This is a genomic window from Paenibacillus sp. NPDC056933 (assembly GCF_042674385.1).
Classification (GTDB): Bacteria; Bacillota; Bacilli; order Paenibacillales; family Paenibacillaceae; genus Paenibacillus.
In genome coordinates this window covers 102,095-126,829 of record NZ_JBHUQN010000003.1, presented here as the reverse complement: position 1 = coordinate 126,829, position 24,735 = coordinate 102,095, and the positions used below count along the sequence as shown (strand labels likewise).

Sequence of the window (24,735 nt, the reverse complement as noted above, 5' to 3'; positions counted from 1 at the left end):
TTTTAATATATGCTTTAATTTTTCGTTTAACCTCATCTAACGTGTTGCAATGCATCTGTGAAACTCCATCCTTAACTGCTGGTTTAGTTTGGCGTTTTCTTGGGAGTTGCTGAAGTGCTGCGTAAACCAGTAAGCGGAAAAACAGATGATAGCCAGCAGCAAGCCTAAATACAAAGCCAAGACGATGGCGTACACACGGAATAAAACCGTGTTTGTACGGAGCTTGGCAAATATCCCCGAAATCAATTAGGAAGAAAAAGGGAAGTAACAGCCAGTATTGTGAGACGCAAAAAGGAGGGGGCTGTCAGCCCCCTCCTAATCGGGAATACTAGTCGATCAATTTTGTAACTTTCAACAGTCTTTCAATCATAACAGCTGTTTCCGCGCGCGTCATCGCCGCTTTCGGGTTCAACTGCTGTCCACCGGTCCCTTCCAGGATGCCAGCCTTAATCAATTGAGCTGCGGACTCCCGGGCATATCCGGAGACTTTGTCCGTATCGCTGTAAGAAGCCAGAATCTGATTGATTTCCACTTCGCTCAGTGCCTTTTGGGACTGAACGAGATGAAGAGAACGGGCGATCATGGCAATGCCTTGCTCTCTTGTAATCCATTCGCTGCCGTGGAAACCACCGTCTGCAAAGCCTTTGATAATGTCAAATTCGCTGGTTATCGCTACGGCATCGTGGTACCAACTCGACGGTGCTACGTCGCTAAACGACGTGCCGGTTACACCCTGGCGCATTAAGCCAAGTCCGCTTGCCACAATCGTGGCAAATTCCGAACGGTCGATACTGCGATTCGGGGAGAAGGTATTATTGCCTGTGCCTGCAAGCTGCAGTCTGGCTGCAATATTGTTGACACTCGCCTGTGCCCAGTGACTCTTCACATCATCAAAATTTTGCGGATTCCAGATGACTGAGTAGCTGCCCTGGCTGCGCAGGTCGTTGATCAGTGCAAAGTAACGGTTGTTGATTTTCGTTACAACTGTCGGCACATGGAACACGGTACCGTCCGGATTAACAATGACGCCAGTCGTAATTTTGTTCGGATCAATGCCTTCAGGCAATGCGATATAGCGAGGCGCGTAGCCCGTCAGTTGATCCGGTTTAACAGATTGGCCTTTGTACGTGAAGTTGATCGATAGATCGACCGGGTTAACCAGCAGATCGTAGCCGCCTTTAGTCGCCTGATCCTTTGCTGCGTCTTTCAATGCGTCAGACGATCTCTTGATATCCATATCGACTGCAATTTCGCCAAGCGGCGTGCCGTTCCATTGTTTGGTGATCGAACCCAGATCCAGTTGTTTACTTGGAACCGGATAAATAGCAAGCAGGTTCTCGATGTTCAGCGTGGAGCCGGTATCGGACAACTGCTTCAGTGTTGCTGCGGTCAGACCCACAACCTTGACTTCACCGTCGCCAGGCACACGTACATTCAATTGCTGTCCGTTGCCTTTGGAAAGATAATCCGATAGTTTATCTTGATCAATCTCAACGGTTGTAACGTTGTTTGCCGTTCTGCCCGTAGCAAAGCTGCCCTCTTCATTGTTTACGGTTGTTTTCACGCCTGAAGCCGGAGCAGGTGCTGGTGTTGTTGGTGAAGACGTTGTTGGTGCAGGTGTTGGTGTCTGGCTTCCGGGCGTGCCGGAGTCATCACGAGGGGCACGCGTAACCGTTATGATGTACGTTTGCGTCGTGCCGTCCTGCGCCGTCACAACCACCTTGATCTTGTTGATGCCTACGCTAAGCGGCAGCGATTCGGAAACGACGCCACTCGTCAACGTAATCGGACCTTTTACCAATGCGCCTTCGCTATCGTACACGCTCGCCGTCACTGTAGCATAATCAGAATCATATACTGTAGCCGTTACTGTCGTGTCACTCACACCGTTCGACACGCTTGTCGCATAGTTTGTCATGTCTGTCGAAAACGCCGGGCTTAACGTGCCGCTCGACAGCGTCAAACCGTCCAAATCTGCGTACTTAGTCGCTGTACGAATGGATGTTCCTGTACTAATAGCAGACGCCGGCTGCGTCTCTGTCGCTTTCACACGAGTTACAATCGTATAGTCCGTATCCGGCGTCAATCCGCCGAACGTCGGGCTATCCTGCCACGTCACGCCGCCGTCTATGCTGTATTCCTGACCCGTTACGGCTTGCAACGTAATGCTCGTTGATGTTTTGCTAACTTCTACCGGTGCTGCCGGAGTCACTACTTCGTCCGCTGCAGCTACTGCCCCCGTTGCTGCGCTCGTAACACTACCTGACGCATGCGTACCGTCGGCGGTGACCATCACCGTGATGGCTGTGCCCAAGTCGTCAGCGGTCAACGTGTAGCTTGAACCTGTCGCATTGGTGATGGCGACTCCGTTTCGGTACCATTGGTAAGTCGGCACGTTGTCCGACGTATCAGGCGTGTAAGTGATCCCCGATAAGTCTGCAATCAACGTCTGACCAACCTGGGCAACACCGCTGATCGCTACAATACCGCCCATCGACGGAAGCCCGATATCTTTGGTGGCAGTGATGTTAGTAATAACACCGGAATTATACTCGACAATAACCCCCGGATCTTTCCATGCGCTGCTGCCGCCGTGTGTATTATTTACGCCTAAGTAACCTACTTTATTATTACTGGTGTCTAGCAGAAGTGTAAGATGGTCGTAAGCTCCATTAGACACATAATTAGTCGTTGACTCCAGACCTGTTTGCCAACCCGTTGATACATACCTTGTCACGGCACCAATAGAAGTGTTCCAATCAGGTGTGTAAGTTTTAGTGGCGCCTATAAAGGATAAAAAGTTCCAGTTTCCCAAATAGGGGTTTTTAAATTCTTTAAACATACTGGCAATCGCAAACATTTCTCCAGGATTAGCTGGTGCTGGCTCTACAAGATGTCCGTTAATGTTCGTTGCAATCGTCACAGCATCTTTAAAAGTCATGGTGCTCAATCTTTGCACATATACAAAATGGCGTCCATTGTAGGTACGAACCGATGTTTTCCCGTCGGACAATGGTACCCCTGGGGTTACATTTACTGTGACTCTTTGGGTTTTCCCTGCAGCTTGTGTAAATGTCATATCTTGAATAACAGCTTGAATTTCTTCATAAGTAGTCTCACTTGAAAAGTTGAATACTCTATTTGCAGGTGTAGATTGGTCAGTAACAATGCCACTGATTGATATGCCATTAGTCAACTCGGTAATACCACTCGGAGGAGTTACAACAGCAATGGAACCATTATTTACCTCCACGGTAAAGTATCCACCCGCTGCATTCACGACACCCGTGCTTCCAAATGTAGCATTTGATAGCTGATAGGTTGTTTCGGTTACACTAATAGGATCACCAAGATCAAGTGTTGGTGTTGCCGCAGCTTTTACTTCTGACGGATAAAAAGGCAGCATCGTCAATACCATAACGATTGCCAATAGAGCAGATAGCATTCTTCGATTTTTTAATTTCATATATTGTTTACCTGCTAACGAAAGCATATAGAAATTCTATATTTGCAGATTTCTTCTGTATAGCAGGTTCTCCTCTCTTCTTGGGAAATTTGTCTATTACATCTACTCAAGCGCCTCTGCACTCGCTGGAGTACAACGATCGTTCTTATTTTATTCCGCTTTCGTACTCGTCCCCCATATCTCGATACAATCCACTTTCTTTCGACAAATGTGATCATAACAAAAGGAACTTTACAAAATCTCTACAATACTACGCCTTATTTGCCTCTTTCAGCTTCTTCGATATCTTCAACAGTCGTTTTCGTGAGATCTGCATTTGCAAAATCTGCCGTGTCAGGAAGCACCAGGTCGAACTCAGACAGCTGTTGGATTTCAACTTTTGCGCTGTCAAACTTCACGTCGAGGATATGACCGCCCTTCTTCTTATCATCCGAAAGAAAATGCATATGGAACCCCGGAACTTGAATGGTTGAAGCATAATTCGGAGTATAGAAACCGATAATGGTACCTTCCACATTCTTCTCCTCGAAGACGGTTTGATGCGGGGTAACCTCCGTCAGAGATGGATAAGGACGCGTCTGCTTCGGGACGGATCTATTTTTAATAGAGTCGAACTTACCATGTATTTTGATCGCATAGAAGTGATTCTTGTTGTCGAATTTTGTCTTGAGCTTTTCGGAGAAATCTTGAAAGTCTTTTACGTTGGATAGAGTCACTGTCTTTTCCGCATCAAATTTAGTGGTGACTGCAAAAGGAGTTTTCACATTCCCCTTCAACTCTTTCACTTGACCTTTGCTGTTAACTTGATAGAACTTGTTGTCCAATTGAATCAATTCGCCGTCGAGACCATTAAGCGTTCCCAGCCCCATATCTCCATGCGTATTGAGTTCTTTCAAGGTCATTTCGCCGTCATACTGGCCCTGCATAACCGCATTGATCGTGGAGTATTGGAACAACTTGCCCTGATCGCGGCCGTTGTTCTCTGCAGCCGCATAGGCAACAGTGGAAAACACCAACAATGCTGTGAGGAGATAAACGGATAGTGCAGTGAGCTTCTTCTTCATAAACTACCTCCAAAAGACAAAATTTATAGTAGATTGAAAGATTCCCGAGAGAATTCTATCATTAACTATCCAAGTTTAAACTGCATGATACCGTTTTCCGCTTTATGCAGTCCATTAAAAATGCTTTATCGAGGTGCTCCCCAAAAGGCACACTACCTTTATCGGAAATTTTCTCCTTAATTTTAGAGGAATGGTTTGGCGCATGATGATTTAGGGTGATTTCTTGCAAAACTTTGTTCTCGGATTGACTCCCCATATATATCGATTGACTTTTGTAAAATCTATTTCCGTAGCCACTTTTCAAAATCACTTTGGATATGTAGTCTCAATTATCTTGTTCAAGAAACGTAAGTCCACAATGTTATTGCGTTCTCTGTAATGGTAACTCCCTATGAGAAATATATGGATAAAAAAGGTTATTTCTTCTTCGCCGGGATCCAAATCTCCTCAATTGTATGTTCTGCCGTTCCATAATACATTTCAATGTTAAGACCTTCAATCTGCTCGATTACCGTCGTTTTATTCTTCGAGAGGGGCATTGTAAGGACAAGGATATAACCCGCAGCGTTTTGGAGGCAAAAAAATCGCGTCCTCCAAGGGGAGAACGCGATATGAAGCAGATTGATTTCGTGTTTCAACCATCGTCATTAACGCTTTCGGGCGATCACTGCTAACCGACCATTTTCGGTCGAGTACTCGCACGTGGACAATACAATAAGCTTGTCGCCATGTTGGGCTGTTACGCCTGTGTCATACAGCGCGAGTTTTTTGATGTTCTGAACATAAGAATCGAACTCGGCGGGCGTACTTACATTCTCAATCTGGTAGTATTTAAAAACGTCGTCCGATTTGCGATAAACTTCTGACAGAATAACGGCAACAATCTCATACTCATCCTTCTCGTAAAGCGTGCTGAACTGGAACGTAGCATGCTCTTTATAAAAGCTTTCGTTCTTGTACTTCATTAAATCTTTAAACATCCAGCCGCTCTTCATGTGGTGTCCATGAATCAGCAAAATGTCCGAACCGCTGGCCCGACTATGCTCATCCAAAAAGGGGAGGCCGCCTTTGTTTTCTTTTTTATCGAAATCATGATTGAGATAGTACTCCGCATCCTGTGGATTCTGCATGACCGGGTACTCAATTCGGGTGCCGTCAATCTTCAGCCAGCCGGCGATGTCCGAGTTCCTCTCGTAAAGCTCTCGAAATTCGGGAAGCATGACCGGCTCATTCGCCTTATTGAACAAAAGGGAGGGAAATGCATCCCCTCCGCCTTTGTCTGACCCTTCCTCCCAAACCTTTGTCAGCTCTTCGATTTTCTGTTTCTCGGCATAATCCCCCAGAAAGGTTCTTGCCATATTAACGAGGGAAAATACCAACACAAGGGAGGAAACGGCGATAAGAAATTTTTTAGTTTTGCTCATTTTCTTACCGCCTTTCCGGTCACTGGATGTGCTTTTTCTTCTTGTTGCCGAGTAGACAGAACCCAATCGTCACCAAGGACATCAGCGCCAAAACCATATAGAGGATTGGCGATACGCTGTTGTCTCCGGTTTGCGGAGCATCGTCCAGCTCGTTATTTCCATTGCCCGCACCCTTATCGGCTAAGTCGCTGACATTACCAACTCCGTTGTCATTGTTATCAGTCACGTTGTCGATGTTGTTAGTCCCATTGTTGACGTTGCCAGGCTCGGAATTGCCCGGTTGGTCAGGAACAGGGCTGACAGGGCCTGGATTTACTGGCTCTGGTTCAGGGCTGACAGGGCCTGGATTCACCGGCTCTGGTGCAGGGCTAACAGGGCCTGGGTTCACCGGCTCTGGAGCAGGGTTAACAGGGCCTGGGTTCACCGGCTCTGGTGCAGGGTTGACAGGGCCTGGATTCACCGGCTCCGGTGCAGGGTTAACAGGGCCTGGATTCACCGGCTCTGGAGCAGGGTTAACAGGGCCTGGTACGCCACCGGTGTTTATCGGCTTCATTGGCACGTCTTTTCTGACAATGTCAAAATCGACAGAAATCGTATCACTCCTGTACGGCTCGTATCCGTCCTTCGTTACGATCAGATAGTAATCCGCTTCAGGAAACACCATGTATGCATAGAAGCCATTTGCGTCGCTATCCTGCTCCGGACTCTTGTTGTCGTGTGGCGCAAAATTCGGAACCGGAGGAAGCGTTACTTTCGTATCCGGAATGCGGCCTTTATCTCTATTCCGCTGCGTATCCGCATAATACAGGGTAACTGTGGCTCCTTCAATTTTCTTGCCAGTGATGGCATCTCCTGTCGTTTCATCATAAACCGTACCGTAAGGATCGACCAATGCCTCGGAAATATTCAGCTCTCCGTTAGCCTTCACGTTCAGCTTCGTCACGTTGAAGAGAAGTTCCTCGCCGGTCTCAGCTTGATAGCGAACTTCCATTGTGTACTGCTGCTCGCTCAGCCCTTCCACGGAGAAAGTTCCATTCGAAGCCATCGGAAACGCCTTGGGACGACCGTTCTCCTGAATATAATTGCCGTCCTTGTCCTTCAAATAGATATGCATCTGGCTGGTAAACGAATCGTTGAATAGATCTTTTGTTCCATCCAGCTGCTTGAACAGAACGATCCCTACGGCAGTAATGTCTGCCGGAACAGTCTCGTCCGTCACGCTGCCATCCACATTTGCTTTTTGCGTGAACTCGACAGGGACATCCTTCCCGCCTGCATGATACCACTTTGTATATGTGATCGTATAGTCAGTATTCGCTGTGGCTGGGACCGCATATTCACCCTTCTCATTCGTCGACGTCAGAAGCTCCTTACCGGTCTTCAGATCGGTCACCGTGATGGGCGCATTCGGAATGACTTCCCCTGTGTTGTTGTCACGCAGCACGCCTTCGAGATACGGGCGGGTATTAACAAAGTGTGCTTCGGCCGCTTTTTTCTCCGGAATGGTGCCTGTGCGAACGAGGCTTTCAGGATCCGTCACATAGCCGTCTTCCGTATAATCATTCTGGCTCACCGAATACTGGAGAGACGTCGGCAGTCCTTGCACAATGAGCGTCTGGCCGTCTGTAAGCTCGAAAATCTCTCCGCTCTTGAACATGCCTTTGCTGCCGTCCGACTTCTCATAGGCATAGGATTCGTCCGATCCCTCGCCTGTGAAGGCGACCGTGTACTTGAACAGTTTCTTCTTGTCGTCGTCTTTACCTTTAACTGTGTTGCTGATTAGCAGGCCGCCCTTCAAGACTCTTATGTTCGTGAACGGGGCAACTTCATCACTGCCTTCCATGACTCCCGTATAGTACCGTTCCTCAGGAGTAGTCGCGTATTCATCGATTGTGTAGTCTTTCTGGGTAACTGTGTATTTCAGATTCTTAGGGAGACCCGAAATATCCAGTTTATCTCCATCCTTGAGCCGGAGGGTATCGCCGGACTTGATCGTACCCGTGCTGCCGTCCGACTTATCGTAAGAGTAGCTTCCATCCTTTCCTGCATCTTCAAAGATGACGGTGTACTCGAACTCCTTCGTCTTCTCGCCACCGTTGCCCATGACTGTATTGCTGATGGTTAGCTTGCTGACGATACGTTCATTGATGAAGTCGGCCTTGTGATCGCCTTTATTCACAATTGAGCCAGACAGCTCTCTCGTCTCCGGCATGGTCGTATATCCGTCAACGGTCGTATAATCGGCCTCAGTTACGGCATAGACCAGATCCGCAGGCAATGCCGGGAACGTCACAGTTTGCCCGTGCTTGAGAGTAATCTTGTCACCGCTCTTGATCTTGCCATACGTATTATCTGGCTTCTTATAGTTGTACTCTCCATCCTTGCCCTCGCCGTTGAAGGTCACGGTGTACTCAAACTCTTTGTCCGGATTGCTGCCGTTTCCTTCCACCTTATTGGTGATGGTCAGCTTTCCTTGCGCCGGCGTAGGTACGACCAGCGGATTATCAGAGGTTACTTTTATGCCATCTACCCAGATGGGCTTCCCGGGCGTATTCCCTACGTACACCTGATAAATTTTTGTAGTCGGCAACCATGTCGTTGTGTCAATATACGTTTCCTTCAGCTCATAATACCCTGGATCTGGGAATAGCAGATTAAGTTTCCCTCCGCTATCGGTTGTTCCTTTGGCAACTTGAGTTCCGTCGTCTTTCTTATAGAGTGTAAACTCTACATTTTTTAACGGATTGTTGTCGGGATCCACCTTTTTCAGAGGTAAAAGGGCATTGGAGCTTGAACTTCCAGCAACGTCTGAATTGTCCAGCGTGCTTTCACTTTTGGCAATAACAGTTTTCAGCTTATCATCGCCCATAAGCTTTACCTCGTTACCCATTTTGTCGCCAGCTTTCGCTTTAGAAGGGTCAACCTCAGTTTGGTAGACAAACTGGTAAAACTGATTAGGGTCTTCCATTTTAAATGTTAGAACCGTCGTGCCGTCCGCGCCTGGTGCAGCTACTACCTGAACCCCACTATTCGGATCGCTGAGATCCAGCGCTTCGCCCTCTCGTTCCAGAGCACCACTGGCAGACAGTTTAGCCGGATAGACTGCCATACTAGGCGCTGTTAGCACAAGCTGTCCGTTTTCTTCATAGCGCAGATCCATACCTGCACCTATAGTATCCTGCAAATAAACGCCCTGTGTCATGTTGAAGGGAGGAGTATAGTTCACCGTCCATTCCAAAACTCCTGGAACTGGCTTCGTTACCGACTTACCTAGGGTCTGAATAGGTACAATAACTTTGCGTTGTTCAGTGAGGACCTTCTCCACTCCGCCCCATGTCATATGAAGATCGGCTTTGTTATACAGCACCTGCTTGTCTGTGCCGTTGGTGGTGTATTCATCCAGATATTGCCCTAGAGCTTCATTGGATGGTCTTGCCTTTACCAAAATAACATAAGGACTTTCCAATTTAGAAAAAGTGAACGTTCCCTCGTTTCCATTATGAGAAAAACTTACTACATGGGCACTAGTACCTGGTTCAATAAGTGTTTTGGCATCGTTTCTAACACCATATTCTGTACCCGAACCATTATCCGAAAATCCTTTCCAAAGCTCAAAATCCTTACCCTCAGAAAACGGTACGAATTCCCAGCCTTCGGGCAGTGTATCCACTAGTTTGATATTGCTAATGACTCGATTACCGCCGTCCTTAGCCATTTCTTCTGTGTTATATCCAGGCATATTTACCCCTAAACGGAATGTGACCGTCTTGGTTGTCCTGTCATAGGCAGAAATCGTCCATGCTTCATTGTTATCATTTCTAATGTAACTGCTAACGTTGTTCGGGTTAACATTTTCAGGCGTACCATCTGCCTTCAATGGTTTGAACGCAAAGAGCATATCCTTGTTTAGCATACGCAGGTGCAGGTTGACGCTGTTTTGCGCTTGTTTTACGGTTTCGCCGTCCATGAGCAAAGCCCGATTCCAGTTTGTTTTCCCTGCGTTTATATCCTGCCTGAAGAGGATGTCTGGGTTGGTCTCAAGTGCACGGAAGCTGAAGGATGCAGCTTTGTCGGTGTATCCGGTCACCTTGATTAAATCCGCCACGATTTCACCGTTCACTGTCAAAGGAATAACCTTCAGGGTTAAGTCGCTTGCGCTCTTGAGGGTACCTTCGTGATATTGCTTCCAAAGCTGAGCAGTATTAACATTTGCCTTGATTTTCGCAATCGTTTCTGCGCTCACCTCGCCAGTTGCATCCACAGCGTTGTCCAAGACGTTCAAATCACCGCCATGTACCAGCACATCGTATACCGCAGCATTTGGCAGGGCATATTGCGGCGTTAGATTAACAGTCCATGTGATGCCGCCCAGGCTGTAATCCTCCGTTGAAATAGCGCCTGTTTTTGTGAAAGTGTGCGCCCCAATGTTGACAATTGCCTCATCAGTCACTGCGTTAGGTCTTGTACCTGTCATGACACCGTTGTTTTGTATGCCATCTGGCGTATCCAAATTCCAGTTGGCACGAGGATCTATTCTGAAGCTGGAACCGCTTGTTACCTTGCTCTTAATCACTAACTCCACTTTACCGTTGATATCCCCAAAGGAATACACGCTGTTTGCATCCGGTATAATTGGCTGTACCTCAGATGCAGTGCTATCCACCCACGCCTGCCATTCAGCTGATATAAAGTCCAGCCCAGTAGGTAATACATTTGTGATAGTAAAGTCCTTTAACCCTTTTTTGTTATATTGGTTAACTATGACCTTCCATGTAATGGTTTCATTCGCGTGGTCATATGAAGCACTGGCTTGAATCCAGTCGGGAGCAAAAGAAATCTCCTGACTTGCCTGTACCAACATATTATTATCCTGTCTCAATTCCACTTTGCCATTCATATCCCGGTAACCGCGACCAAGATTGCCTGGCGGATTCCGATGCTCGTAATAATAAGCTTCCTTGGGAATCCATGTTTTATATTCAACCTTTGGGTTCAGACCTGTCCCCTCTGGAAATAGGTAAGTCAGCGATCCGTCGGCCCCAATAACTGGAGTTGCGTCCTGCCCATTGACTTTGAACGAACCCTCCATATAGATGCCGTGGGCGTTGCCAAAGCCCGTATTATAAGTGGAGGGATTTGTATAAAATATCTTCCCGTCCAGAGGCAATTGTACTGTTGTATCAAACTGATCGAATGCAGATACAGTTGACTCCCAGGTAATTGCACCCTCTACCAATTGAGCTGGTTGAATTCCGCGGTAGCTGTATTGATCCCATCTAATCATTCCAGGCGAGCTTAAAGTTATGCGATACGCTGCTGTAACATCCGGGTTTAATAATTCATACGCTCCCCCGAAAATTGTGATAGGCTTCGTATCACCGTAACTCATGCCTGTTATATCCGAATTGGCAGTGGTTTCGAAGCCGAAGGTAACCCCTCGTCCGACACCGTTGAAAAACCAATCGTCGCCATTAAATACAATCTTGATGCTATCCGGGGTGAAATAAGCGATACCAAGCTGTTTCGCTCCCAAATCAGTTGTTGCCATCAAGGGTTTGGTTGCTGTTGGCAACACCACTTCCTTGAAGTAGTCGTCCTTTTTTAGTTCGATCGAGTCGCCCTTCTGAATGTACTTGGTAGTGTCATTCTCATCCGGTGTATTTGCATAATCTCCCCTCACCGGAACCTTGAGGCCTTCTGATTTAAGGGTAAATGCCTGTCGGCCCTGGATCGTACCACCTGGGGCAATGTCAGTTCCCTGTGTCACCTTCAGCGGAAAGGTTGAATTAGTTTCCATGAACACCGCCGTTTTGTCCGTCGGGACTGCTGCCATCACTACGAAGTTGTTCGGCGCATCGTACACCGCCTCAGGTACCGACGACGGTTCGTCCGCGCTCGGCGAGTCGGCTTCACTTGCTGCCGTCACGTAATCGTCCGGCACGCTCTCCGCATATGCAGGAACAGAGAACATCACCGTCTGCAAGACAAGCAAAACTGCTAGGCAGAAAGATAGCACAGCTTTAACTACACTGCGTTTTCGTTTCAATACAAAATCTCCTCCTTTTCCGAAATTTTTGGCGATAGCAAGATCATCTACCCAATATAACAATCAAGCGAATAGACATATGCTGTTTGCTTGATCCCAGCGGCCCTTACATCATCGAAATCTTGCGGAGTTCCAGATGGCGGGTAAGTACCGTGGGCGTACAGGGCTTTGATCATACTCTCCTTCGATTACCTTCACCATTTACATACTCTAAATGGCAAAATACGCCAATTAGCCCAAGCGTATTTCTCCATTATATAGCCGGGGTCTATACAAAATCTGAACAACCATGCGACCATAAGAAGCAAAAAGCCCGACTCCAACCATTACATGTGGGTCGGGTCCGATTCGATCGTCAAACAACCGATCGCACAATGAAAGCAATGCCTCACCCCCGTCGATTTCCCGCATGAGACAATGCTCACAATATTTTTTGGTGCTCTCCAACATTTTGATGCCATCCAGTCCCATCACGACAAGGCGCCAAGCAGCTTTCGGGAACCGTCCGTTATGCAACCCATCCGTTCAGTTGGTTGGAACTCTCCATACGAAACAAAAAGCCGATAAAATTCTTGCTGTAACGAAAAAAAGCACCTCTTTCGAGATGCACAGCCCTTCAACTTGTTCAGTATGCTTTCTTTCAGACATCAATCTATGTAAGATAGCCTATCCAGGGGGCTTTTCTCAAGAGTTCTCACCGTCTCCGACCGGGTAAGCGTACAGGATATATCGCTCCGGCGCTTTCCAACGTAGCGAAACGGATAGCAAGTTGAAACAACCAAGTTGACGAGTAGCCTCACAGATGTATAACGCAACGAAAAGTCTAATTGAATAAGTGGCCTGCGAGCGACATGCGACTAAATCAATATCGCTGTATATAACAAAGAGGCCACTCCAACTATGGAACGGCCTCTTTGAATACATTCTCATATAAAACTCATGTATCCCTTTCTTATGCCAATGAGAACATCAAATCAATCTGATATTAACTTTGAATACATATGGAGATCGTTAAACTTCCCTTCTACTCCTTCATATTCTCTAAATGTTCCTTCAAATGTGAAACAGAGCTTTTGTAAGAGCTTTATCGAATTCACATTTTCGGGGTCAACCTTTGCTTCGACTCGGTTCAGCTTTAAAGATGAGAATGCGTGATCTACCAAAGTAGAGACCGCCTCTGAAGCATATCCTCTTCCCCAAGATGATTTAGCAATATCATATCCAATTTCTGCTTTTAAGTTGTCAAAATCCAAAGAATTATAACCGCATGAACCTATAATTTCGTTGGACTCTTTTTTAATTATGGAGAAACGAATAGCCTTACGATCCCGAGAAAGATCATCCAGAAGATGGATCATTTCTTTCGCTTGCTCTACGTCAGTAAAACAACTAACATTCATAAATTTAGTAATATCCGGATCAGACCAAATTGTAAACAAGCTCGGAGAATCCGATTCCTTCATTTTTCTCAAATGTAAACGTTCTGTGTGTAACTCAGTAATCAATACTTTTTCCTCCCATTAATAGATTAATAGCTAGGTTTAAGATATTGATATCTGCGCATAGTTCAGTCCCTTCATTTCCAGGCTAGTTACATTATACAAGGGCCATGACCGAAATCAAAGTTCACTGAGATGATCTCAGGTTAGCGTAAGAACGATCTGTTCCCCGGAACGGGTAATCTTATAGATACCTTCCTGCATGTCAATGCCATAGTGCTTTTTCAGCAACCACTTTGCGTTACGATCCGTCTCCACGACGACCAGATAATCGTAGCCGCTCAAGAGATTGTCCATATTATCCTCATAGAACAACACGATTCCGTCCACATGCGGAGCATACAAGAAATACTTCCCGACATACTGCATGTAATAATTCGTGACCTGTTGGTCCCTGTCCGAGGCGTAGAACAGATATCTGTTGTTGTCCTCCTGGCCACCTTTATACCACCGATCACCGGTAACCGCATGGATTTTGTAAGGGAGCGTCGTATCGTAGGTTTTGGCAATCGAGACGATCCCGTTGTATTCCGATAAAAGGATGGTGGCGGCAATCGCCATACAGCCGATAATTCCTTTTTGATAATGACCCTTCGTCTTGACCGTCTTAAAGGCTTGATAATCAGGCACTTCACCAATCCGATAGTGGAATGAACGTTCCAGGTCGATCGCAGCGCACAGCACCAGCCCCCCGGCGAACAGCACCACGATACTCGACGCATAACGCTCAAATCCTGCCAGCCTGATGGCTTCATCCAGCGGCATGGAAAAGAGATACAACGCCAGAATCCCTGCATAATAAAGCAACAATACGACATCAAGTGCAATCAGTGCTTTCCACAGATTCCACTTCTTCTTGAGCACCACATAGGCAAAGATCGAAGCTGCAATCGCTATAAGCTGGAAAATGACAATACCGATGACTGGCCTTGTCGTAATATCGGTGCTCGATTTTAAGAACAGCCACAGAATCTCATGCATCTGCTCGGCCGTTTTGCCGGATTGAATCCCTGAAGCAGCTACATCGAATTTGTTATCTACCCCTTGGAACACCGTTGCCATTCGCCAGCTCCAGGCGAAGTATGGAATCAGTGCGCCGCAGATCGTTCCCACCACAGCGAGTACATTTTTCCAACCGGACTTTTGCCGATGCGTCAGCCAGGTATACACCAGGAAGATCAGGCCGACGGCCGCGAAAATAATGCCTGTGCTTTTGATAACCGTCAGCACACCCGCAAGCGGGAGAACGACAATACACGCTCGTTTGATATCATGACGATATTGGTAGATAACCGCCAGAATGGCCAGCGCATAGATTGGGAGCAAGAAATCGACGAGCAGATTGGTAATCCGAATCGTTAGGTTGAAGAAGGACAGGGTAGATAACCCGAGTCCGAGAAACGCATACAGTAGAAAACGCTTCTTCTCGGAAACGATGCCAAACATGGCGTAAAAACAGGAAAAGATCAGCAGACCTTGTGCCAGAAGCATCACAGACTGGTCATGCCCCATAAAGCGACAGACAAAATAAATAAAGGATGAAGTCCCTAGCGGATAATTTTTAAAATCAATTAGATTCGAATTCGGGGTCGGAAAAGCATCTGTGCTGAGCATCTGCTTCAAGACAATCGCCCAGTGCGAAAAATTATCGTAATGCGTCAATTGGTTCTGGAAGAGTACCAGCAAGAAGATGAAAGTCCCTGCTAGGAATGAGAACTGGAATAAGGAAAAAGAAATGCGAAAGGATGCTCCTCGGCGCATTCCGAGAAACACCATTCTTCCATACAATAGTAATCCGACGAGAAGCAGGACAAGGCTGCCAATGTAGAGCTGCCCTGCCAAACCGCTAAGAAAGACAATACATGCTATGGAGGAAAACACAAATACAGGAGTAAACTCCCAACGTATGGACAGTGCCTTTCGAACAAACTGCATGTAACCAATAAAGGAGAATATCAATAAAACTCCCATCACAAATTGAAGCATAAACAGCATCTCTATCTCTCCTAACCCTCTCTGGTGAAACGCTCGGCATGTGGATGGGTCAAATCACTCAGCAATTGATCAATCAAACCGCGCTCCACGATGTCATCAATATTCTCCACCGAGAGAAGCACTTCACGACGATTGGCTGTTGTTTTCCCTGTATGCTGCAAAATGACTTCAATATTACTCTTCGTATAGAAAGTAACGATCGCTCCTGCCGCAATATCACCATGAAGACCCGTGGCGGAAAAGAAACGATAATTGAAGCTGCGCAACGTGCATCCAGCATTATTGGTGAAATTAACTGGAAGCTGAAGGGAAAGCCTCGGCATTTTTCGCTGATCCGATCTAGGTTGAACAATACGTTTCTTCACATTGCGAAGCATATCGTCGTAAGCCGTATCCCATAGATTCATTTGCTCTGGCAACGAGTGTTTACGGTCATAGATGATTTGCATATATTGGCGGTTATCCGTCTCGTCCATGGGCTGAACCGTTGCAGAATAACGCCAGCCTTCTCCGTCCTGTTTCACATAGACGATGACTGCATTAAGATTGGCCTCATACCGCTCCGATTTTACAGTAAGAGAGATTGTCTTCTGTTCCGGCAAATAGATGGGATATGGGACATAAAAGGCAATCCCATTCTCGGATACATCTACGGTCTTGGCCTGATAACGAAGATTCGTGTCCTGGTCGTGGATCGTTACATCCTCTTGTGCCCGAATCCGCTCCGTCTCCCGATACGCACGGCGGCCAATCATGAAGAACAGGGCATAACACAGCGCAATCATGTTGTGAATGAGCCAGAAAATAATGATACTGCTGAAGAACAGTGCGATACCATACTTCCCGTTAACATACCGAATCACCGCCGCAATCGAAAGAAGGAGCAGGAAGATATGCGGAAGTGCATATAACAGAGCAGACATCCATTTTCGACCCTTGGCTCTGCTTTTGTTCGTCACCTTGAATTTTTTCTCACGAATGCCCAGCGTCTCAAGGAGAACCGGCCAGATCAGGTAAGGCATAAATATGGTATCAATCACCTGACTCCACCGCTGATTCCGAATATTGCTGGACAAATAACGCATCGATACGCTGTAGAAGAAATAGGACGGAAGCCAGAATATTAAGATTTGCCAGAAGGTTGTGTTTACAATCTTGAAGTCAAATAGCGCAAATAAAATGGGTGCCAAAATGAAAATCAATCGGTTAAAGAAGGACCACCAGTATAAGAAACTGCTCAAATAGGTCACTCTCGTCCAGAAAGGAAGCTTCTCGGATAAGGGAGCACGCGTATTCTGCAGGCTCTGAATAATCCCCCTTGCCCAGCGAATCCGCTGTTTAATCATGCTCGGAACGGTTGTCGTGGTCTGTCCCGCAGCTTGAACCTCTTGAGTTGCGTAGGTAATATAGCCTTCCTGCTGTAAGCGGATGCTTGTCTCAAAGTCCTCGGTGATCGTATTCAGCGGAAAGCCTCCGATATCTTCCATGCCTTGGCGCGAAATGATCGTATTGCTTCCTGTATAGGCTACCGCATTGGAGGCATTACGCAGGATATTCACTTCTCTGGAGAAGAAATCTTGTTCATTCGGGATTCCTTGTTCTGCATAGAGGTTAAACTGGAATAGATCCGGATTGTAGAAGCTCTGAGGGGTCTGTACCAGCCCCAGCTTGAATTTCTTATCCTTTTCATCCTCACGGCGAAGCCGCCATTGCCCGTTCTCTTCTATAAAAGTGGAGAGCAGGAAATATGGGACGGTTTTCATCAAAAAGGTGTGTTGCGGAATCATATCTGCATCAAAGGTTGCAATGAGTGGGGAAGAGGTTTTGCTCAGGGCATTATTCAGGTTACCTGATTTGGCATGCTTGTTACCGGGGAAACCCATATACCCAACGCCAAACTGCTTCGCAAGCTCCTCCACCTCAGGTCTTCCGCCATCGTCACATATATAGATATGGACCTTTTGCTTGTCCGGATAGTCCATGAACGTACAGGCATTTACGGTTTTATACAACAGATCAACCGGCTCGTTGTGGGTGGCAATGAAAACATCCACATCCGGATAATATTCTGGAGGAACGATGGGAAAGTCGAGTTGTGTACGTGCCTTTTGCATCTTTTGAAAGAACAATTCAAAGGTGGTAAGTACGGTAACCGTCTCAGCCACAATGAGCAGAATGCCGAAGATAACATTCAGTACGCCTTCTCCCCATGGCAGTGTAAAGAACATCCGCCATAGCAAATAAATCGACATCAGGATCATGGTGATAATAAAGAAAATATGTTGCCTTTTTTCGTTTTGCACTACAGCTGCTTCCTCCTTGCTGCAAATACCCATCTTCGCTGCAATTGAAAACTGAGCAGGAACAGCAAGGCATCACAGACGAATTTCGCTATTTTCTCGTCCACGAAGAAAATCGTATGGAACAAATATACACCGGTACTGGACAGCAGGATGATTAATCCGCACAACGACAAATAACGCCATAGACTGCCCTGACTATCCTCTTTGCGGAATACAAAGTGCCTGTTCAGTACATAGTTGACGACAATAGAAATAATTCTCGCAATCACGGTTGCGAGCAGAATTCTTAGATAATCCTGCTGACCCAATATGGGCCGCAAAAAGTCGATCAAAAACCATGCAATCCCCAAATCAACTACAGAACTCGCAACCGAAGAGGAAATAAATCGCAGGAAATTGGAGAACAGCACACCCATCACCCGAGCACTGTCCCGGATCGCTTTAAAGTGTGTTCCTGCATTTCCATTCTCATAGATGACTTGAATCGGCATGGTATGAATCGGTATGCCGGACTGAATGCATGAGATGAGCATTTGCAGCTCGTATTCGAACCGGGTGCCGCGGACATCTTGCATGAATGCAAGCAGACCGGGGCCAAAAGCACGAAGCCCGGTCTGGGTATCTGACAGCTTTTTGCCGTAAAGCATAGCAAAAATAGAGGATGCCATCCGATTGCCCAGCAAAGACTTCGGCGGTATGCCTCCCTCGCTGAAGTCTCTTACCCCGAGAACCAACGCATCAGGATGACGCCTGGTTTCTTTGGCAAGTCGGTATACATCCTCTGGTGCATGCTGTCCGTCTGAATCTGCAGTGACGACAAAGGAAGACACATCGAACTGCTGTCCAATATACTGGAATCCCGTCTTGAGTGCAGCACCCTTCCCCAGATTTTCCGTATGCCGCAGCAGTACACACCCGCTCTCCCTAAGTTCCTCGAAAATCGGCTGGTACGCTTCACCAGACCCATCGTCCACAATCACAATATCGGTCAAGCCATATTCTCGCAATTGCCCTACATAGACCAGAAGTCTCTCATCTGGCTCAAGAGATGGAATAAGGATGATCGTTTTACCGTCTTCAATTTTATCCGTAATCATCCTATCTAGCCTCAATTCGACATGTTTTCACAATTTCTTTTGGAATATTGTGAGTATAACATCGAAAGTAAGGGGCGTAAACGACAAACCAGCAGCTATTCATGTAAAATATAGAACTAACATATGAATACTTAAAAGCTATACATGTGGTAATGAATAGAGGGGTATTACGGGTAGCCTTTGAAGGCCGTCGATGTGTGTTTTGCGAACTGCTGGCTCATACCGCTCTGTAAATTTTTATATCTACTCCAGCCTCGGCTTGCAGCCCTTCCCCGACCAGTATGTCACCATTTAAAAAAGACAAGGCTTTGCTGTTTGTAATGATTCTGGGGGATGTACGGAACAACACACCTTCCAGCTGTTCGTGGATCTCCCCATTATTCTCAATGTATAGTTCACAGTCCTGACCTGTATAATCCGTTCCCCGAAGCATGTACCTTGCTGACAAGCTATGCTTGTCCCCATGCTGTCCAATGATTTGGGTATCCGTTGCTCCACCAAGTACAATCCCCTGAAAGTACTTCCCTGTCGCATGACCTGTAAAAGAAATCATGACGACCGAGTCACCGCTGTCGTTCTGCAAATTGACGGTTTCCCCTATCACCACATGCACCGTAAGAACTTCTTCCCACTTCATGCTAATCCTCCCCAAATGTGAAACGAAGTCTTAACAGGTGATCTCAACTCCTCCAGCTATAGAGCATCAAACTCCACTCCGAATGCATGGAAGATGGACCTATACTTATTTTCGAATATTGTCCATCGATTTTCAGCTCCATACTTTTCCTGCAAATCTTTCAAATACCGTTTGGCCGTTGCTATCTCGTTGTCTTGTAGAAGCAAATGAAAGCTTTCTTCGCCCAGATGCAGGTACGGACCTGACATGTAATAATCCACAATCGATCTGGCACTGGTCATCGTATCATAAACATGAATGGCTTCGTCCAATCCGCCCAGCAACGTGTTTTTCAAATCATTCATACATGTGTCAGAATGGATCGCAAAGCGATCCGGCATATGGCCCGCAAGATCACCGATTCTGGCTCTGAAATGACATTCCGCTTCCTTAGGTTCCACCAAAAGCTCTTTCGACTGGATCTGCGCAAGCTCGGCTGCATAGATGCCGCAGTTCACATAAAACATGACGCTGTCCGCGGAATTGCCAGCCGATTTTTGAAAATTAAACATGTAGATGAGATCATCTTTTTTTCGATTAAAATTCAATCCCTTCTTGGTGAAACCGCGCTCGAAAAGAAATGGTTTTACATCCTGTTTCATCAGATCGTTAAATCGCTGCTGCAACTCAATCCCTCCCAGGAGAATGATCCTTATCATAAAGCTATCGTATACACACACTTATGACCGATGGTTGCAATTATTAATCCCAATATATCACACACTCTCTCGCCACTTCATTAGCTGCGTACAACTGGACAATAACTTTGTCCTCGGGAACACCCTTACAGAATCCTTAGAATTCCCCTTTAAACTGTGGAACTAGAAAGGATGATATACTATGTCGGATATTATTTTAGAAACTCATGATCTATGCAAAAGCTTTAAGCGCCAACCCGCCGTTAACAACGTATCGTTGAAAGTACCTTATAACTCGATCTATGGACTCTTGGGTCCAAATGGCGCAGGCAAATCGACTACGCTTAAAATGATCACAGGCATGCTGCGCCCCGACTCCGGAAGCATTCGCATTCATGGTCATGAATGGACCCGCAAGGATTTGAACGGAATAGGCGCACTGATTGAGGCGCCGCCGCTGTACGAGAATCTGACAGCCAGAGAGAATCTCAAAGTGCGTACACTAATCCTCGGGTTACCGCAGTCCCGGATCGAGGAGGTGCTCGCCATTGTGGATTTGGCTCATACCGGGAAGAAACGTGCCGGACAATTTTCCATGGGCATGAAGCAACGGTTGGGAATTGCGATTGCCCTCTTGAACCAACCCAAGCTGCTGATTCTGGACGAACCGACGAACGGGCTGGACCCGATTGGGATTCAGGAGCTGCGAGAGCTAATCCGTTCTTTTCCCAAGCAAGGGATCACCGTTATTCTGTCGAGTCATATTCTCTCCGAAGTTGAATTGGTAGCGGATCAGATCGGCATTATCGCCGGCGGAGTTCTGGGCTATCAGGGAAGCGTCCCTCGTGGCCCAGAACTGGAGACCTTGTTCATGCAGGTGGCAGCAGCCAACCGGAAGGAAGGGGGTCCACATGCTTAGTCATATTAAGGCTGAACGTCTGAAATGGCGGCGCACCTTCATCCCCAAGCTTGTCTGGCTCGCCCCTGTATTCACTTTACTCCTTTGCGCTGTTCTAATGGGCGGACGTCTCTTCCAGACGGGCGCTTACAACTGGTGGTACACGATGCTTTTGCCTGGGTCACTTTCCCTTGCCTGTTCACTTGCTCTACAAAAGGATGCCAAGATGAAATACCGTGGACTGTTGGCTCTGCCCATTGATCCAAGGAAACTTTGGGCTGGGAAAATCATCGCAATTATGCAGTGGCTCTTGGCGACACTTTTACTGTTCATGATCGGCATTACGTTAGGAGGAATGCTGTTTGGCCAAACCATACCACTGCTGAATAGCGCAGCTGGCAGCTTCCTGATCTTCCTTACTATACTGTGGCAGATTCCACTGTGTCTGTTCCTGGCTGCACGTCTCGGATTATTCGCCGCTGTTCTGCTTAATATGTGCGGCAATATCCTTGGTATCGTTGCATTCAATATCGGAGGAATATGGGATTATTTTCCTTATACGATTACTTTCAGGCTCATGTGCCCGGTTCTGTCCATCCTGCCGAATGGACTACCTGTACCCGCGGACAGCCCGCTGAGAAGCACCAGCATGATGCTTCCAGATGTCCTGATCTCCGTGGCCTGGTTCATATTGCTCTCCCTCCTTACAGCACTATGGTTTCACAAACAGGAGGCGAAGTAGCATGAATTCCATACCAGGATTGTTAAGAGCGGATCTGCTCAAAAGTCGTCTCACACCGTTTCTCTTCATTCATCTACTTGCTCCGCTGGTCGGGGTTAGCGTATTCTTAGCTTACTATTCGTACTCCCCATGGAGTGCAAATGATAAGGTGCTGGCGTTTATGCAGTCCCTGGGATGTGCATTTCCTATCCTGATCGGGCTGGTTTGTTCCATGGCGGTTGAACAGGAGGCTAATGCGGGACATTTTCAAGGTATGCTGGCACTACCAGCGAGTAAGATTGCAGCCTTTACAAGCAAGCTGCTGCTCCTGTTGATGTTTGGCTTTACCGCTGTCATGCTTTCCTACAGCCTGTTTGGACTCGGATTTGACCGGATTTTGCATCAGGACAGAATGGGAATGGCCTTTTACCTTGCCGGGGCAGTTATTCTGTTCGGCAGCAATATATTTCTCTATCTTCTTCACCTGACGATCAGCCTGTGCTTTGGAAGAGGCGCTTCTATCGGGGTAGGGATAGCGGGGAGTCTGGTGGCAGCTTTAATGCTCACCGGTCTGGGTGATGCCATCTGGCCCTACATTCCCTTCGCATGGGGCGTCCGCTTCATCTCGCTGTGGACAATCCATGCTTCAGACATCTCGTTATCCGCTGCTGTATCGGGACTGAATGCTGGAATCAGGGTGTGTATTCCGGGAACTATAATCCTTTTGTTCCTTTGCACTACCTGGTTCCAGCGCTGGGAAGGACGATCAACCGATAATTAGATACTACTTATAAATCGAGGGAACCGAATATGGCAAAAATACTGGTGGTCGATGACGAACCCGCCATTCTGTCGTTGATCCGTAACGCGCTTACTGCAGATCAGCATCTGGTAACATTAGTCTCCGATCCCAAACAGGTACGTCAGACTGACCTTGGGGTGTATGATCTTATTTTGCTGGATGTGATGATGCCGGGGGTGGACGGTTTTACCCTTTGCCGGGAGATCCGTGCCGCAGTGGATTGTCCAATCCTTTTTTTAACGGCCAAAACGCAGGAAACGGATCTGATGTACGGATTAGGGCTGGGAGCAGATGATTATATTATGAAACCCTTCGGGATAGGTGCGCTGCGGGCACGGATTAACGCACACCTTAGGCGGGAAATCAGGGAGCGGCGGAATGTTCTGTACCTGGACAATGTACGCTTCAACCTCTCCGGTAAAGAGCTGTTTATCCAAGAAGACAAGGTACCTCTAACCAAAAGCGAATACGAAATTTGCGAGTTTCTGGCCCGTAGTCGCGGACAGGTATTCTCCAAAGAACATATTTATGAAGGGGTCTTTGGATATGACGGAGCAAGCGACAGCAGTGCTATTACGGAACATGTCAAAAACATCCGTGCGAAGCTAAGCAAATGCGGAATTGACGCCATTGAGACCATCTGGGGGATCGGATATAAGTGGAAACTGTAAAACGAATCAAAAACGTGCGCCTTCGCACCTTTTTCCTGCAATATCTTCTGTTCCTAAGCTTGGGGACGATCCTGCTGCTAGGGGTATTGCTTGGATTGTTTGCACTGTCTCTTGCCTCAAACGCCGTGCTGCCTGCCAATTATGTTGAGAAGGAAATTGCTGCGTTCACGAATCGTCTTCTCTCAAGCCCTAATGTAACACCTGATATGGTTCCGGAAATGCTCGATTATGCAGTCTTCACCAGTAAAGGAGAGCTCCTCAATGGTAATATGAGTCATGACAAGGCATTACATCTCTGGGAGATGACGCAGCAAAGCGATAATCAGGGTTTTTATTTCTATAAAACGGCCCAACGTGGTCAAGAGGTCTGGATATTCCGGTATAGCCTAACGCCGCAATATGCATCATCCTTGCTGCGCAACTATCTGCCCAATCCTCAGCTATTGGGAGTCCTGTTCTTTATCTTCGGTATTCTGCTCCAGGCAGCATTACTCGCTGCCCTGTTCGGCAAAAGGCTCTCGCAGAAAATGGCCGGATTGGTGGAAGCGACAGAGAACATCCAGCGAGAGAATCTTGAGTTCACAGTCAAGCCCAGTGGGATCACCGAAATCGACGATGTATTGGCCTCACTGGATCGGATGAAGAATGCTCTGCATGCTTCGCTCAAACAACAGTGGGAGATGGAACGTTCCCGCAGAGAACAAATTTCCGCTCTGGCCCATGATATCAAGACACCACTTACCGTTGTCCGCGGAAATGCCGAGCTCTTGCAGGAGACGGCACAGAACGAGTTCCAGCGAGAGTACAACGGATATATCCTCCGCAGTGCCGAGGACATAGAGTCCTTCGTGCAGGAGGTAATTGATCTATCCAGCATGCAATCCAGATTATCTCGCCAGAAAGCACCTGTCCCTGTAGCAGTGATTATTGAAGAATTAGAGTTGCAGTTGAAGGCTCTCTCCGCCAGCAAAAATCTGTATACGTCTGTCCAGAAGGAGAATCTACCGCCATTCCTCTTCATAGAACAGGAGCTGCTTCAGCGTGGAATCATCAACATCATCGCGAATGCAGTCGAGTACACACCCCCACAGGGGAGTATTGCCTTGCTGGTTCGGGGCGACGACTCAGCCGTTCATTTTACAGTCACAGATACAGGAAATGGCTTCTCCCCAGCCGATCTGAAAGATGCGGCTAACCAGTTCTACAGAGGCGATCAGAGCCGAAATTCCGGCAATCATCATCACGGGATGGGGCTGTATATTGCCCAATCCGCAGCCCAGGAGCATAGGGGAAGTTTAAGCCTAGACAATGTATCCCCCTCCGGCGGAGCGAAAGTGACGATGAGCATCCCTGTTGCCGCTGCGGAGAACGACCGGGAAGGTTGTCAGCAGGAATAGTAGATGATAAGGATGTATGATGCAGCGGTGACGGTCGC

The 24,735-nt window shown here is 47.1% G+C and carries 15 protein-coding genes; 5 read left to right on the top strand and 10 right to left on the bottom strand.

The window, feature by feature from the left end; all coding sequences use genetic code 11:
- Nucleotides 1-328: 328 nt before the first annotated feature.
- The 10 genes from ACFTRD_RS20825 to ACFTRD_RS20780 form a co-directional block, all read right to left on the bottom strand.
- Nucleotides 329-3,466: an S-layer homology domain-containing protein gene (locus tag ACFTRD_RS20825; protein WP_379383330.1), complete on the bottom strand. Its 3,138-nt coding sequence runs from the start codon at nt 3,464-3,466 to the stop codon at nt 329-331.
- A gap of 257 nt (nt 3,467-3,723) precedes the next feature.
- Nucleotides 3,724-4,530, bottom strand: coding sequence for an acetolactate decarboxylase (gene budA, locus ACFTRD_RS20820; RefSeq protein WP_379383328.1), 807 nt, complete (start codon nt 4,528-4,530; stop codon nt 3,724-3,726).
- Nucleotides 4,531-5,177: 647 nt separating this feature from the next.
- Complete coding sequence (locus ACFTRD_RS20815; RefSeq protein ID WP_379383327.1) at nt 5,178-5,954, bottom strand: class B sortase; 777 nt, start codon at nt 5,952-5,954, stop codon at nt 5,178-5,180.
- Between the two features lie 19 nt (nt 5,955-5,973).
- Nucleotides 5,974-12,000, bottom strand: a complete 6,027-nt coding sequence (locus ACFTRD_RS20810) for a DUF7601 domain-containing protein (protein WP_379383325.1) — start codon at nt 11,998-12,000, stop codon at nt 5,974-5,976.
- Between the two features lie 974 nt (nt 12,001-12,974).
- The gene (locus ACFTRD_RS20805) at nt 12,975-13,505 is read right to left on the bottom strand and encodes a GNAT family N-acetyltransferase (protein WP_379383323.1); all 531 of its coding nucleotides are present in this window, start codon (nt 13,503-13,505) and stop codon (nt 12,975-12,977) included.
- Nucleotides 13,506-13,640: 135 nt separating this feature from the next.
- Entirely contained in the window at nt 13,641-15,494 is a 1,854-nt protein-coding gene (locus ACFTRD_RS20800) for a hypothetical protein (RefSeq protein WP_379383321.1), read from the bottom strand.
- Between the two features lie 11 nt (nt 15,495-15,505).
- On the bottom strand, nt 15,506-17,797 hold the full coding sequence (locus ACFTRD_RS20795; protein WP_379383319.1) for a glycosyltransferase family 2 protein: 2,292 nt from the start codon (nt 17,795-17,797) through the stop codon (nt 15,506-15,508).
- A complete protein-coding gene (locus ACFTRD_RS20790) occupies nt 17,797-18,894 on the bottom strand; it encodes a glycosyltransferase (RefSeq protein ID WP_379383317.1) in 1,098 nt (365 codons plus the stop codon). Before ACFTRD_RS20790 ends, ACFTRD_RS20795 begins: the two co-directional genes overlap by 1 nt.
- A gap of 217 nt (nt 18,895-19,111) precedes the next feature.
- Nucleotides 19,112-19,531, bottom strand: a complete 420-nt coding sequence (locus tag ACFTRD_RS20785) for a DUF3237 family protein (protein WP_379383315.1) — start codon at nt 19,529-19,531, stop codon at nt 19,112-19,114.
- A gap of 56 nt (nt 19,532-19,587) precedes the next feature.
- The gene (locus ACFTRD_RS20780; protein ID WP_379383313.1) at nt 19,588-20,196 is read right to left on the bottom strand and encodes a DUF4304 domain-containing protein; all 609 of its coding nucleotides are present in this window, start codon (nt 20,194-20,196) and stop codon (nt 19,588-19,590) included.
- Between the two features lie 214 nt (nt 20,197-20,410).
- Between ACFTRD_RS20780 and ACFTRD_RS20775 the strand changes: the two genes are divergently transcribed.
- Genes ACFTRD_RS20775 through ACFTRD_RS20755 form a run of 5 tightly spaced genes read left to right on the top strand, consistent with a single transcriptional unit; the run spans nt 20,411 to nt 24,697 of the window.
- The gene (locus tag ACFTRD_RS20775) at nt 20,411-21,127 is read left to right on the top strand and encodes a lantibiotic protection ABC transporter ATP-binding protein (RefSeq protein ID WP_379383311.1); all 717 of its coding nucleotides are present in this window, start codon (nt 20,411-20,413) and stop codon (nt 21,125-21,127) included.
- Complete coding sequence (locus tag ACFTRD_RS20770; RefSeq protein ID WP_379383309.1) at nt 21,120-21,848, top strand: lantibiotic immunity ABC transporter MutE/EpiE family permease subunit; 729 nt, start codon at nt 21,120-21,122, stop codon at nt 21,846-21,848. The genes ACFTRD_RS20775 and ACFTRD_RS20770 overlap by 8 nt, the downstream gene beginning before the upstream one ends.
- Nucleotide 21,849: 1 nt before the next feature.
- Nucleotides 21,850-22,608: a lantibiotic immunity ABC transporter MutG family permease subunit gene (locus ACFTRD_RS20765; RefSeq protein WP_379383307.1), complete on the top strand. Its 759-nt coding sequence runs from the start codon at nt 21,850-21,852 to the stop codon at nt 22,606-22,608.
- A 29-nt stretch (nt 22,609-22,637) separates the two neighbouring features.
- Entirely contained in the window at nt 22,638-23,300 is a 663-nt protein-coding gene (locus ACFTRD_RS20760) for a response regulator transcription factor (RefSeq protein WP_379383304.1), read from the top strand.
- The gene (locus ACFTRD_RS20755; protein ID WP_379383301.1) at nt 23,288-24,697 is read left to right on the top strand and encodes a HAMP domain-containing sensor histidine kinase; all 1,410 of its coding nucleotides are present in this window, start codon (nt 23,288-23,290) and stop codon (nt 24,695-24,697) included. The genes ACFTRD_RS20760 and ACFTRD_RS20755 overlap by 13 nt, the downstream gene beginning before the upstream one ends.
- The last annotated feature ends 38 nt before the right edge of the window (nt 24,698-24,735 follow it).